This window comes from Streptomyces sp. NPDC057900 (assembly GCF_042887885.1).
In the GTDB taxonomy this organism is placed as follows: domain Bacteria; phylum Actinomycetota; class Actinomycetes; order Streptomycetales; family Streptomycetaceae; genus Streptomyces.
Genome location: NZ_JBHVOI010000003.1, coordinates 450,850 through 463,488 on the forward strand (window position 1 = coordinate 450,850; position 12,639 = coordinate 463,488).

General features: G+C 68.3%; 15 protein-coding genes. 9 read left to right on the plus strand and 6 right to left on the minus strand.

Annotation, left to right across the window (positions count from 1 at the left end):
* Positions 1-48: 48 nt before the first annotated feature.
* The 3 genes from ACFVQ0_RS16330 to ACFVQ0_RS16340 all read right to left on the minus strand — a co-directional run bounded on the left by ACFVQ0_RS16330 (position 49) and on the right by ACFVQ0_RS16340 (position 2,859).
* Positions 49-1,080 carry an alanine racemase gene (locus ACFVQ0_RS16330; RefSeq protein ID WP_390088476.1) on the minus strand — a complete coding sequence of 344 codons (1,032 nt, stop codon included), beginning with the start codon at positions 1,078-1,080 and terminating at the stop codon, positions 49-51.
* 154 nt (positions 1,081-1,234) lie between these two features.
* Complete coding sequence (locus ACFVQ0_RS16335; protein ID WP_328696292.1) at positions 1,235-2,353, minus strand: peptidoglycan bridge formation glycyltransferase FemA/FemB family protein; 1,119 nt, start codon at positions 2,351-2,353, stop codon at positions 1,235-1,237.
* A gap of 191 nt (positions 2,354-2,544) precedes the next feature.
* Positions 2,545-2,859, minus strand: coding sequence for a hypothetical protein (locus ACFVQ0_RS16340; RefSeq protein WP_390088478.1), 315 nt, complete (start codon positions 2,857-2,859; stop codon positions 2,545-2,547).
* 280 nt (positions 2,860-3,139) lie between these two features.
* Here ACFVQ0_RS16340 and rpsF point away from each other — a divergent pair, with 280 nt between their 5' ends.
* From rpsF to rplI, 4 genes are all read left to right on the plus strand, one after another.
* Positions 3,140-3,430, plus strand: coding sequence for a 30S ribosomal protein S6 (gene rpsF, locus ACFVQ0_RS16345; RefSeq protein WP_018101872.1), 291 nt, complete (start codon positions 3,140-3,142; stop codon positions 3,428-3,430).
* 74 nt (positions 3,431-3,504) lie between these two features.
* Positions 3,505-4,131 (plus strand): single-stranded DNA-binding protein, encoded by a 627-nt coding sequence (locus ACFVQ0_RS16350; protein WP_390088480.1) that lies wholly within the window; start codon positions 3,505-3,507, stop codon positions 4,129-4,131.
* A 44-nt stretch (positions 4,132-4,175) separates the two neighbouring features.
* Positions 4,176-4,412 (plus strand): 30S ribosomal protein S18, encoded by a 237-nt coding sequence (rpsR, locus tag ACFVQ0_RS16355; protein ID WP_003967857.1) that lies wholly within the window; start codon positions 4,176-4,178, stop codon positions 4,410-4,412.
* Between the two features lie 18 nt (positions 4,413-4,430).
* Complete coding sequence (gene rplI, locus ACFVQ0_RS16360; protein ID WP_073733221.1) at positions 4,431-4,877, plus strand: 50S ribosomal protein L9; 447 nt, start codon at positions 4,431-4,433, stop codon at positions 4,875-4,877.
* Positions 4,878-4,999: 122 nt separating this feature from the next.
* Here the strand turns inward: rplI and ACFVQ0_RS16365 are convergent, their stop codons facing one another.
* The gene (locus ACFVQ0_RS16365) at positions 5,000-6,337 is read right to left on the minus strand and encodes an MATE family efflux transporter (protein WP_390088482.1); all 1,338 of its coding nucleotides are present in this window, start codon (positions 6,335-6,337) and stop codon (positions 5,000-5,002) included.
* A 476-nt stretch (positions 6,338-6,813) separates the two neighbouring features.
* On the opposite strand from ACFVQ0_RS16365, the gene dnaB reads away from it, so the two are divergent.
* A complete protein-coding gene (gene dnaB / locus ACFVQ0_RS16370) occupies positions 6,814-8,274 on the plus strand; it encodes a replicative DNA helicase (RefSeq protein WP_390088875.1) in 1,461 nt (486 codons plus the stop codon).
* Positions 8,275-8,318: 44 nt separating this feature from the next.
* On the opposite strand, the gene ACFVQ0_RS16375 is transcribed toward dnaB, so the two are convergent.
* Positions 8,319-8,678, minus strand: coding sequence for a putative quinol monooxygenase (locus ACFVQ0_RS16375; RefSeq protein ID WP_390088484.1), 360 nt, complete (start codon positions 8,676-8,678; stop codon positions 8,319-8,321).
* A 99-nt stretch (positions 8,679-8,777) separates the two neighbouring features.
* On the opposite strand from ACFVQ0_RS16375, the gene ACFVQ0_RS16380 reads away from it, so the two are divergent.
* Both ACFVQ0_RS16380 and ACFVQ0_RS16385 read left to right on the plus strand, forming a co-directional pair.
* On the plus strand, positions 8,778-9,095 hold the full coding sequence (locus tag ACFVQ0_RS16380; RefSeq protein ID WP_390088486.1) for an ArsR/SmtB family transcription factor: 318 nt from the start codon (positions 8,778-8,780) through the stop codon (positions 9,093-9,095).
* 120 nt (positions 9,096-9,215) lie between these two features.
* Positions 9,216-9,671 carry a TetR/AcrR family transcriptional regulator gene (locus ACFVQ0_RS16385; protein WP_390088488.1) on the plus strand — a complete coding sequence of 152 codons (456 nt, stop codon included), beginning with the start codon at positions 9,216-9,218 and terminating at the stop codon, positions 9,669-9,671.
* A gap of 165 nt (positions 9,672-9,836) precedes the next feature.
* On the opposite strand, the gene ACFVQ0_RS16390 is transcribed toward ACFVQ0_RS16385, so the two are convergent.
* Positions 9,837-10,946, minus strand: coding sequence for an FAD-dependent oxidoreductase (locus ACFVQ0_RS16390; protein ID WP_390088877.1), 1,110 nt, complete (start codon positions 10,944-10,946; stop codon positions 9,837-9,839).
* A gap of 116 nt (positions 10,947-11,062) precedes the next feature.
* On the opposite strand from ACFVQ0_RS16390, the gene ACFVQ0_RS16395 reads away from it, so the two are divergent.
* Positions 11,063-11,743 carry a TetR/AcrR family transcriptional regulator gene (locus ACFVQ0_RS16395; RefSeq protein ID WP_390088490.1) on the plus strand — a complete coding sequence of 227 codons (681 nt, stop codon included), beginning with the start codon at positions 11,063-11,065 and terminating at the stop codon, positions 11,741-11,743.
* Between the two features lie 176 nt (positions 11,744-11,919).
* Positions 11,920-12,621, plus strand: coding sequence for an N-acyl homoserine lactonase family protein (locus ACFVQ0_RS16400; RefSeq protein ID WP_390088492.1), 702 nt, complete (start codon positions 11,920-11,922; stop codon positions 12,619-12,621).
* Positions 12,622-12,639: the final 18 nt, after the last annotated feature.

A 12,639-nucleotide genomic window follows, 5' to 3' on the forward strand; every position in this document is an offset into this window, starting at 1 on the left:
ACGGGTGAGGCGCGCCGGGGCCGCCGCGATGCGGCGGCCCCGGGCGGCTCAGCGGTCCACGAGGCGGTCGAACTGCGTGGTGGTGTGGCGCAGGTGGGCCACCAGCTCGTCGCCGACCCTCGGTTCCTGCGCGTCCGAGGGCACGAACAGGATCGACACCTGCATGTGCGGGGGTTCGGCGAACCAGCGCTGCTTGCCGGCCCAGACGAACGGCGAGAGGTTGCGGTTGACGGTCGCCAGGCCGGCGCGGGCGACGCCCTTGGCGCGCGGCATCACGCCGTGCAGCGCCTTCGGGGCCTCCAGGCCCACCCCGTGCGACGTACCGCCCGCGACGACCACCAGCCAGCCGTCGGACGCGGCCTTCTGCTGGCGGTAGCCGAACCGGTCGCCCTTGGCGACGCGTGTGACGTCGAGCACCGCGCCCCGGTACTCGGTGGCCTCGTGGTCGCCGAGCCAGAGCCGGGTGCCGATGCGGGCGCGGAAACGGGTCTGCGGGAACTGCTGCTGGAGCCGGCCCAGCTCCTCGGCGCGCAGGTGGCTGACGAACATCGTGTGCAGCGGCAGCCGGGCCGCCCTGAGGCGGTCCATCCAGGCGATGACCTCCTCGACCGCGTCCGAGCCGTCCGCGCGGTCCAGCGGCAGGTGCAGGGCGAAGCCTTCGAGACGTACGTCCTCGATGGCGGCGTGCAGCTGCCCGAGCTCCTCCTCCTTGACGCCGTGCCGCCTCATCGAGCTCATGCACTCGATGACGACCCGGGCGCCCACCAGGGCGTGCACCCCGTCCACCGACGACACGGAACGGATGACCCGGTCGGGCAGTGGCACCGGCTCCTCACCCCGCCGGAACGGCGTGAGCACCAGCAGATCGCCGCTGAACCAGTCCTTGATCCGGGCTGCTTCGTAGGTGGTGCCGACCGCGAGCGTGTCGGAGCCGAAACGGATCGCCTCGTCGGCCAGCCGTTCATGACCGAAGCCGTACCCGTTGCCCTTGCAGACCGGTACGAGCCCGGGGAACTGATCGAGCACGGATTTCTGGTGCGCCCGCCAGCGCGCGGTGTCGACGTACAGGGAGAGCGCCATGGCCGGTCCGGAACCTTTCTGGTGGCTGCGGTGTATCAGAGGTGTGAAGAGCTACTTGAAGAGCCCATTGAAACGAATGAAGCCGGTTTCGTCAGCCTTGCGCCACGGATCGTTGCGTCATGGAGCCGTGCGCCACGGATCCATGTGCCCCGGATCAGCGGCGGGACATGTAGATGTCGAGCGCCTTGTGCAGCAGCTTGTTGAGTGGGAAGTCCCACTCACCGAGGTACTCCGCCGCCTGACCGCCGGTGCCGACCTTGAACTGGATCAGACCGAAGAGGTGGTCGGTCTCGTCCAGCGAATCGGAGATGCCGCGCAGGTCGTAGACGGTGGCGCCCATGGCGTACGAGTCGCGGAGCATCCGCCACTGCATCGCGTTCGAGGGCCTGACCTCACGCTTGTGGTTGGCCGACGCGCCGTAGGAGTACCAGACGTGACCGCCGACGATCAGCATGGTCGCGGCCGCGACGTTCTCGCCCTCGTGACGGGCGAAGTACAGCCGCATCCGGTTGGGGTCCTCGTTGTTGAGGGCCGTCCACATGCGCTGGAAGTAGCCGAGCGGGCGCGGCCGGAAGTGGTCGCGCTCGGCCGTGATCTCGTACAGCCGCTGCCACTCGGCGAGCTCGGCATAGCTGCCCTGGACGACCTCGACGCCGGCCTTCTCGGCCTTCTTGATGTTGCGCCGCCAGAGCTGGTTGAAGCCCTTGTGGACGTCTTCGAGCGAACGGTTCGCCAGCGGCACCTGGAAGATGTAGCGGGGCTGTACGTCACCGAAGCCGGCGCCGCCGTCCTCGCCCTGCTGCCACCCCATCTTCCGCAGCCGGTCCGCGACTTCGAAGGCGCGGGGCTCGATGTGGGTCGCCTCGACGTCGCGCAGGCGCTTCACATCCGGGTCCTGGATACCGGCCTTGATCGCGTGGGCGTCCCAGCGGCGGATGACGACCGGCGGGCCCATCTTCACCGAGAAGGCGCCCTGCTGCTTGAGGTGCGTCAGCATCGGCTGCAGCCAGTCGGCCAGATTCGGGGCGTACCAGTTGATGACCGGGCCCTCGGGAAGATAAGCGAGGTATCGCTTGATCTTGGGAAGCTGCCGGTAGAGCACCAGGCCGGCGCCGACGAGCTCGCCGCTCTTGTCGAACCAGCCCAGGCTCTCCGAGCGCCACTCGGCCTTCACATCCGCCCATGCCGGGACCTGCATGTGACTCGCCGCGGGCAGACTCTGGATGTACGCCAGATGCTGCTCTCGGCTGATGGTCCTCAGGGTCAGGCTCATGCGGGGCGCTCCTCGGCAGGTGTGTCCCCATCGGTCAGGGGCTCCGGCTCTCGCGCCGAAGCCTACTGTGACCGGGAAGCGCGCGGTCTGGCCCTGTCGCACCCGGACGGTTCCGGCAGGTGGTGCGGGGGGCGGCGCCGGGCTGTGACGCCGCCCCGGGCCCCTGCCGGGACCGCCGGCCTGCGGCGCGCTCAGCCCACCACGCCGCCGAAGAGGCCGCCGTGGGCCATACCGAGGAAGAACCCGATGGCGGAGGCTCCGATACCGAGGATCAGCGGGAACCTCTCCCGCGTCGTCACGGAGATGTACTGCCCGTACGCGCCTACGAGAATTCCGATGAGCCCGGCCCACGAGCTGATCAGATGCAGGCCGTGGAACCACGCCGTCACGAACGCGAGGATGCCGAGAGCCAGCGTTACCGCCACCAGGGCGTCCTGGAGCGGATGAGCCTTTCCGTCCGTGGCGAAGAGGGAGACGGACGAGCGGGGTCGCACTGCGTGTGCCATGGAGTACCTCCTGGCCGAAAGGCGGCGCATCGTGGCGCCGCTCACACCCGATGTGTACAGATTGCGTCTCCTGACCACCGGATTTCAACCGGAAGCCCGTCTACAGGTACTCTGGACGGTCTGCACCGGTGTCTGTCCGGGCCACCCCATCTCAGCCCCCTCTCAACCGAGGGCGTTGTCAGTGGCGGCTGTTTTACTCGGAGACACTGTTGCTTACGCATCACGACCCTCCTGCCACGGAACGACCGTGGCCGCTGAGTCCAAAGGAGGTGGGTTCCACATGCGTCACTACGAGGTGATGGTCATCCTCGACCCCGATCTCGAGGAGCGAGCAGTCTCCCCGCTGATCGAGAACTTCCTCTCCGTCGTCCGTGAGGGCGAAGGAAAGGTTGAGAAGGTCGACACCTGGGGCCGTCGTCGGCTCGCTTACGAGATCAAGAAGAAGCCCGAGGGCATCTACTCGGTCATCGACCTGCAGGCCGAGCCTGCGGTCGTCAAGGAGCTCGACCGCCAGATGAACCTGAACGAGTCGGTCCTCCGGACCAAGGTCCTCCGTCCCGAGATCCACTGAGCTTCTAGCTCAGCGGTCATCGGGTTCGAGTAGCAGCAAGCAGCCAGAAGCAATCCCCGCCGAGAGGTTCATCCATGGCAGGCGAGACCGTCATCACGGTCGTCGGCAATCTCGTCGACGACCCCGAGCTGCGCTTCACCCCGTCCGGTGCGGCGGTCGCGAAGTTCCGCGTCGCGTCCACTCCCCGCATCTTCGACCGGCAGACCAATGAGTGGAAGGACGGCGAAGGCCTGTTCCTCACCTGCTCGGTCTGGCGGCAGGCGGCGGAGAACGTCGCCGAGTCGCTCACGCGAGGCATGCGCGTTGTCGTGCAGGGCCGGCTGAAGCAGCGGTCGTACGAAGACCGCGAGGGCGTCAAGCGCACGGTCTACGAGCTGGACGTCGAGGAAGTCGGCCCCAGTCTCAAGAACGCCACGGCCAAGGTCACCAAGACCACCGGTCGCGGTGGCCAGGGCGGCCAGGGTGGATACGGCGGCGGTCAGCAGGGTGGCGGTAACTGGGGCGGCGGTCCCGGTGCTGGTGGCCAGCAGGGTGGTGGCGGCGCTCCCGCCGACGACCCGTGGGCCACGAGCGCGCCGGCCGGCGGCCAGCAGGGCGGGGGCCAGCAGGGTGGCGGAGGCGGCTGGGGCGGAAGCTCCGGCGGTTCCGGCGGCTCTTCTGGAGCGTCTGGCGGCGGCTACTCGGACGAGCCGCCCTTCTAAGGGCAGCTCGTACCCCCACTTCTTGATCACACAGGAGAAACACCATGGCGAAGCCGCCTGTGCGCAAGCCTAAGAAGAAGGTCTGCGCGTTCTGCAAGGACAAGACCCAGTACGTGGACTACAAGGACACGAACATGCTGCGGAAGTTCATTTCCGACCGTGGCAAGATCCGTGCCCGCCGCGTCACCGGCAACTGCACGCAGCATCAGCGTGACGTCGCCACGGCTGTCAAGAACAGCCGTGAGATGGCGCTGCTGCCCTACACGTCCACCGCGCGATAAGGGAAGGGTGACCGAATCATGAAGATCATCCTCACCCACGAGGTCTCCGGCCTCGGTGCTGCTGGCGACGTCGTTGACGTCAAGGACGGGTACGCCCGTAACTACCTGGTTCCGCGTGGCTTCGCCATTCGCTGGACCAAGGGTGGCGAGAAGGACGTGGCGCAGATCCGCCGCGCCCGCAAGATCCACGAGATCGCCACGATCGAGCAGGCCAACGAGATCAAGTCCAAGCTTGAGGCCGTGAAGGTCCGTCTGGCCGTTCGCTCCGGCGACGCCGGCCGTCTCTTCGGCTCCGTCACCCCGGCCGACATCGCCTCGGCGATCAAGGCTGCCGGTGGTCCGGACGTCGACAAGCGTCGTGTCGAGCTCGGCTCGCCGATCAAGACGCTCGGCGGACACCAGGTGTCCGTGCGTCTGCACCCCGAGGTCGCTGCGAAGCTCGGCGTCGAGGTCGTTGCTGCCTGATCAGGCCGCAACGCAGCAGAACAGTGAAGGGCCGCACCTCTTGAGGTGCGGCCCTTCGCCCGTTTCACGTGAAACAGGCAGAGCGCAGGGTGCAGAGCTCCGGTGGGCGGCCCAGCAGTGGTTCAGCGAGCGGCGCCAGTGACCAGCCACTTGCCTGAGCGGGTCCGCAGCCAGAGCGTCGCCATCCGGACGGCCATCATCAGCGTCATCGCGCACCACAGTGCCGTCAGCCCGCCGCCGAGCGTGGGAACCAGCAGGGCCACCGGAGCGAAGACGGCCAGGGTGACGAGCATCGCCCAGGCCAGATACGGGCCGTCGCCGGCGCCCATCAGCACACCGTCCAGAACGAAGACGACCCCGGAGATCGGCTGGGTCAGGGCCACCACCAGCAGGGCGGGGAAGAGGGTGTCCTGGACGGACTGGTCGCTGGTGAACAGCGGCACGAACAGCGGCCGGGCGAGAACGATCAGTACCCCGAACAGCACGCCGGACGCGATGCCCCACTGCACCATGCGGCGGCAGGCCTCGCGCGCGCCCTTCGCGTCATCTGCCCCCAGGTACCGTCCGATGATGGCCTGACCAGCGATGGCGATGGCGTCCAGCGCGAAGGCCATCAGGCTCCAGAGCGAGAGGATGATCTGGTGCGCGGCTATGTCGGTGTCGCCCAGCCGGGCGGCGACGGCGGTGGCGATGAGCAGGACGGCGCGCAGCGACATCGTCCGGACCAGGAGCGGAACGCCGGCCTGGGCGCTGGCCTTGATACCGGCGATGTCGGGCCGCAGTGAGGCACCGTGCCGCCGGGCGCCGCGGACCACCACGACGAGATAGGCCGCGGCCATCGAGATCTGGGCGATCACCGTGCCCCAGGCCGATCCGGCGATGCCGAGGCCGGCGCCGTAGACGAGGGCCACATTGAGGGCCCCGTTGGCTGTGAAGCCGCCGATGGCGACGTAGAGGGGGGTCCGGGTGTTCTGCAGGCCCCGGAGCACGCCGGTCGCGGCCATGACGACGAGCATGGCGGGGATGCCGAGGCTGGAGATCCGCAGATAGGTGGTGGCGTAGGGGGCCGCGGTGTCGGATGCGCCGAAGACCTCCACGAGCCAGGGGGACAGTGGGAGCGTCAGGGCGATGACCGCGAGGCCGAGCAGTATCGCCAGCCAGATGCCGTCCATGCCCTGGCGGATGGCTGAGGACAGGTCCCCGGCTCCGACCCGGCGGGCGACCGCTGCCGTGGTGGCGTACGCGAGGAAGACGAAGATGCTCACGCCGGTCGTCAGGAGGGCCGCCGCCACGGCCAGACCGGCCAGTTGCGGAGTTCCGAGATGGCCGACGATCGCGCTGTCGACCATGACGAAAAGGGGCTCGGCCACGAGCGCGCCGAAGGCGGGAACCGCGAGTGCGATGATCTCGCGGTCGTGCCGACGACGACTGGGTGGCGGGCTCGCCGGTGCCTGGGTCATAGGGGTCAATCTAATCTTCCACAGGTAACAGATGCAATCCCCGAGTGGTCCTTACATGTGGAGGAGTTCGGCGTTCTGCTGCGTGTGCGTTGCCGTGATCTTGCGCCGACTCGGAAAGTTTTTCTCCCCCACAGTCGGTGGATGAGAAACATGCAGGTCAGGATAGTGATGGTGGGGGTGCTATGAGTTTTTCCACAGTGCTGTCCCCCGGTCCGTGCACAGGTTCTGCGTGGTTCTCCACAGCATCTGGTCCGTCGTCCACAAGCCCTGTGGATAACCAGATTGGCTGACGGTGCTCGGAGGCCTAACGTGGGGCGGCGCCCCCACCCTGTTTCGGCCTGGAAACCGGCAGAACCCGACACACCGCAACCGGAGTCGGGCGTCTTGTTTGTCGGTGCCGTGCCGTAAGAAAGAGTGGCACGGCTAGGTCCGCGGAGCGGACGGGAGGAGGTGGCCGGATGAGTATCCCCGAGCCTTTGGACGACCCTTGGGCCGACACCGGCCCCAGCGACCGGCTGCCCGTCTCCCGCCAGCGCCGGGGCGAGGGCCGTGACCGCGCAGAGCAGCACGACCGGGGCCGGGAGAGCGGCGGCTGGGACGGCGGTTCCCGGGAATTCGAGCGGGTGCCGCCCCAGGATCTCGACGCGGAACAGTCGGTCCTCGGCGGCATGCTGCTGTCCAAGGACGCCATCGCCGATGTCGTGGAGATCATCAAGGGCCACGATTTCTACCGCCCCGCCCACGAGACCGTCTTCCAGGCGATCCTCGACCTCTACGCCAAGGGCGAGCCGGCCGACCCGATCACCGTCGCGGCCGAACTGGTCAAGCGCGGCGAGATCACCAAGGTCGGCGGAGCCCCGTATCTGCACACCCTGGTCCAGTCGGTGCCGACCGCGGCCAACGCCTCGTACTACGCGGAGATCGTTCATGAGCGTGCCGTCCTGCGACGGCTCGTCGAGGCCGGTACGAAGATCACGCAGATGGGATATGCGGCCGACGGCGATGTGGACGACATCGTCAACTCCGCACAGGCCGAGATCTACGCCGTCACCGAGCAGCGGACCAGCGAGGACTATCTGCCGCTCGGCGACATCATGGAGGGCGCGCTCGACGAGATCGAGGCGATCGGTTCCCGCAGCGGAGAGATGACCGGTGTGCCGACCGGCTTCACCGACCTCGACGCCCTGACCAACGGCCTCCACCCGGGCCAGATGGTCGTCATCGCGGCCCGCCCCGCCATGGGTAAGTCCACCCTCGCCCTGGACTTCGCGCGGGCCTGTTCGATCAAGAGCAACCTGCCCAGCGTGATCTTCTCCCTGGAAATGGGCCGCAACGAGATCGCGATGCGACTGCTGTCCGCCGAGGCGCGGGTGGCCCTCCACCACATGCGTTCCGGCACCATGACCGACGAGGACTGGACCAGGCTGGCGCGCCGGATGCCGGACGTCTCCGCCGCCCCGCTCTACATCGACGACTCCCCGAACCTCTCCATGATGGAGATCCGGGCGAAGTGCCGTCGCCTCAAGCAGCGCAACGATCTCAAGCTGGTGGTCATCGACTATCTGCAGCTGATGCAGTCCGGTGGCTCGAAGCGTGCCGAGAGCCGTCAGCAAGAGGTCTCGGACATGTCCCGAAACCTCAAGCTCCTCGCCAAGGAGCTCCAACTGCCGGTCATCGCGCTCTCCCAGCTGAACCGTGGCCCGGAACAGCGCACGGACAAGAAGCCGATGGTCTCCGACCTCCGTGAGTCCGGTTCCATCGAGCAGGACGCCGACATGGTGATCCTGCTGCACCGCGAGGACGCCTACGAGAAGGAGTCACCGCGCGCGGGCGAGGCGGACCTGATCGTGGCCAAGCACCGTAACGGTCCGACGGCGACGATCACCGTCGCCTTCCAGGGGCACTACTCGCGCTTCGTGGACATGGCGCAGACCTGACCGGTGATGTTGCAGCCGTAGGAGGCCCCGGATCTCGCGGGGTCTCAGCCGTGCCGGCGGATTTTCGCGTCGGCGTGCTCCGAGCTGCGCCGCACGTCCGACTGGTAGGGGCTGTGCATGGTGAGAAAACGGATGTCGAGGTCGCTCGCCAGGTAGTCCATGCGCCGCTCCCAGAAGGCCCGCATGTGGGGGAGGGCGAGGTGGGCGTCGAGATCGGCCTGGGAGCGCCAGGCCTCGTAGAAGACGAAGACGCCGGGGTCGTTGCGATCTTCGTGGAAGTGGTATTCGAGGCAGCCGGGCTCCTGGCGGGTCGGCTCGACGAACGAGAGCAGAAGCTGCTTCAACTCCTCGGCGCGTTCGGGTTTGGGGTGAGCGGTGCCGACGAGGGTGAGTAGCTGAGGCATGCAGGGGCTCCTCCGATAGGTACCATCAATCTCGTACCTGCGAGACGTTATCGAACTCATAGGTACGATGCAATCCATACCTGAAAGGGGTAGTCGCGGATGCCCGACGACGAAGGCCACCCGAGCGTCGAGGAGATCGAGCTCGGCCCCGTACTCTCCGCGCTGGCGGATCCGCTGCGCCGCCGAGTGGTGCGTGAACTGGCAGCCGAACCCGACGGCGCGGCGCGGACGTGCAGTTCCTTCGGGCTGCCGGTCTCCAAGGCGACTGTCACGCACCACTTCCGCGCACTGCGCGAGGCCGGCTTGATCCGGCAGGTCGACCGGGGCAACAGCCGGATGGCCAGCCTGCGCCGGGCCGACATCGAGCGGAGGTTCCCTGGGCTGCTGGGCATCGTGGCGGCCGAGCCGAAGGGGTAGTTCGGGAGCCGTCCTCCCTCACGGCCCGCGAGATCCCGCAGACCCAGGAAGCCGGGGCTCCGCTTTTTCCGGACCGAGTCCGTCACCTCCATCGCCCGCCGGGCGCAGATCCTGGCCACGGTGGAGACCATCGCGGAACTGGGTTACGCGCAGGCCACGTTCGCCCGGATCGCGGAGCGGGCCGGGTTGAGCAGTACCCGTCTGATCTCGTATCACTTCGCCGGGAAGAGTGAGCTGATCGCCGCTCTCGTCGATGAGGCGTACGCGGACATCACCCGGCACATGACCGAGCACACCCGTGCGGCGACCGGGCCCCGCGAAGCGCTGCACGCGTACATCCGCGCGCTGGTCGGCTACATCGCCGAGCATCCGAAGCGGATGCGTACGCTGACGTCGGTGTTCCTGGACCACCGGGCCGAGGACGGCGGACGCAGTTGTCCACCAAGCCCCCCGAACCCGCCCGGATCCTCCTCTCCACGGGGGACGCCAGGATCAGCTACCCGGCTTCTCGGACTCGCCCTTCTGGCGAGACGTTCCCGACGGCCGGGGACGGGACCGGATGGGGCGACTGCTTGAGCTGACCCGTTCCGAACTCGTCGCCCAGCGGGCTCCCCTGACTTGAGAGCCCGCTGGCGTGCGGACGTCGTCTGCCTTCTACGGTGGCCCTTTCGACGGCGGCGCTACGGCGACCGATCTGGTACAGATATCGCCGCTGGACAGGCTCCAGGCGCGATACCGGCCTCAGCCGGGCTGGAAGAACTCAAGCATCCTCCGGGCAGCGTCCGGCGACATCAGCAGCTCCTGCATCTTCGCGGACATCCGGGCGGCGGCGCCGGTGCGTTCGAACATCTCGCGTTCGTACTCCTTGACGGCGGCGGGTACGTCGTCCGGGCGGGCGGCCAGCGCGAGGCCGAGCAGGGCGCCGTCGACCAGGGCCATGTTGGCGCCCTCACCCACCGGCGGCATGAGGTGCGCGGCATCACCGAGCAGGGTGACGTCCGGCGCCGACGGCCAGGTCAGGCCGGGCGGGAGCGTGGTGATCGAGCGCGGTACGACGGTGTCGTCGCAGGCCGCGATCAGCGCGGTGAACCGTGCGTCCCAGCCGGGGAGCAGGTCGATCAGCCGTGCACGGGCAGCGGCCGGGTCGTCGAACGGGATACCGCTGGTGGCGAACCAGTCCTCGGCGGTGTTGTAGAAGCTGATGCCGATACGGACTCGGCCGTCGCCGTTGCGCTGCGCCGCCAGGGAGATTCCGTTGCCGAGCACCCAGTAGTTGCCGCGCCCGACCATCGCCGCGAGGTCGGGGTGCGTCCGGTCGATGTCGGGAATGCCGATCTCGACGACGTTCTGGCCTATGTGCGCCGGGCGGGCGTCGGTGAGCAGGGCGCGGACCCGGGAGCGCGCGCCGTCCGCGCCCACCAGCAGGTCATACGGTGCGCTGCCGCCGCCGGCGAAGTGCAGCAGGCCGTTGTCGGCGGACTCGAAGGCGTGTCCCCAGCGCACCGTGCCCTCGGGGAGGGAGTCCAGCAGCAGGTCGCGCAGATCGGCCCGATCGATCTCGGGGCGCTCGGACGGGGCGTCGTCGGGCGTGTCCTCCTGGAGGAGCAGGGTGCCGTCCGGTTCCAGGAGGCGCATGTCCTGCCCCTCGCCCCGGGCGAGGGCGTGGAACCGGTCGATCAGACCGGCCTCGCGGAGCGCCCGCTGGCCGGAGTGGATGTCGAGCATGCCGCCCTGACCGCGTGCCTCCCGTGACGAGTCCCGTTCGTAGACGGTGGCGTCGATCCCGTTCACATGCAGCACCCGGGCAAGGGCCAGGCCGCCTGGGCCCGCTCCGACGATGGCGATGGCGATGGTCATGCTCTTCCCCTTCGATACACGAACACGCGGATACACGGATACGCCGTACTGACCGATGCACCGTACTGGCCGATACACTGTATCGCTCGATGCGATGTATTGTGAGCCGCATGTTGGTGTGGGAGAGGCCGGAGCCCCCGAATCGCCCGGTACCGGTGCCGTTGAGCCGGGAGGGCATCGTGCGAGCGGCGATCCGGCTGGCCGACGCGGACGGTCTGGACGCGGTGTCGCTGCGCAAGGTCGCCACCGCCCTGGATGTCCGTCCGATGCGGCTGTACAGCTACATCGCCGGCAAGGACGAGCTGCTCGACCTGATGGTCGACGCCGTCCACGCCGAGATCCGGCCGGTCGGAGACGGCTGGCGCGAGGTGCTCCGCTCTCTTGCCGAAGCCACTCGGCACGCCGCTCACGAGCACGAATGGCTCGCGGATCTGCTGGGCGGCCGGCCCCAGCTCGGGCCGAACGCGCTGGCCGGCGGCGAGACCGTGGTGGCCGCGCTGGGTGATATCGGCCTGGACGCCACCATGCCGGTGGTCGCCGCGGTCAACGCGTACGTGATCGGCGCGGTGCGCCGGGAGAACGCCGAGCGGCGTGCCGAACGGTCCACCGGGATGGACGAGAAGCGCTGGCAGGCATCGCTCGGGCCCTATCTGGAGCGGACCTTCGCCACCGGACGGTTCCCGGCGCTGGCCACGGTGGTGCGCGATGCCGCCCACCTGGACGCCGACCAGACCTTCCGGCTCGGCCTCGACTTCTTGCTCGACGGCATCGAGGCCCGCCTCTCACGGTGACGTGCGGCCGGAGGACACGTCGGCTTCACCACGGGTGACGGCTTCGCCGCATACTCCGCCCGGTCTGCGGTCCGCGGTCCCCGGTGCCTGCTGTCCGCTGTCCGCTGTCCGCTGTCCGCTGTCCGCTGTCGGCAAACACTGCTGGGACGACGGTAGTTCCCTGCCAGGGTGGCCGGATGACAAACAGCACGGCGGTTCGTCGCCTCGACCTGGGGTACTTCGTCCGACCCGCGTCGGAGACCGGTGGCCCTCAGCCGCGAGTCGAATCCGTACTCGCCTACCTGGTCCGACGTGACGAGGGACTGATCCTTTTCGACACCGGCATCGGGGACGCCGGTCCTGATACCGAAGCCCACTACCGCCCACAGCGCCGAGATCTGCGGAGGGCGCTCGCGGCCTCCGGAGTCTCCCTCTCGGACGTGTCCCTGGTGGTGAACTGTCATCTTCACTTCGACCACTGCGGGGGCAATCCGCTGCTGGGCGGCAGACCGATCCTGGTCCAGGACAGGGAACTGGCCGCCGCGCGTCGAGGCGACTACACCGTGGACGAACTCGTCGACTTCCCTGGTGCGAGCTACGAGGAGATCTCCGGAGAGGCGGAGGTGTGGCCAGGAGTGTGGATCGTTCCCACCCCTGGCCACACCGACGGCCATCAGTCACTGGTGGTCCGGCAGGATGACGGCACCGTCGTCCTCGCCGGACAGGCACACGATTTCGCGTCCCACTTCGCAGCCGACCAGCTGGCTCACCTCGCCGGACTCCAGGGTCTGGAGCAGCCCCTTCCCACGTACCGGCCGTGGCTGGGGCGGCTCCTGGAGTTCGACCCGCGGCGTGTGCTGTTCGCACACGACTGCTCGGTCTGGGAACCGCCCTGCTGAGCAGTCGGAGGTGCGGGG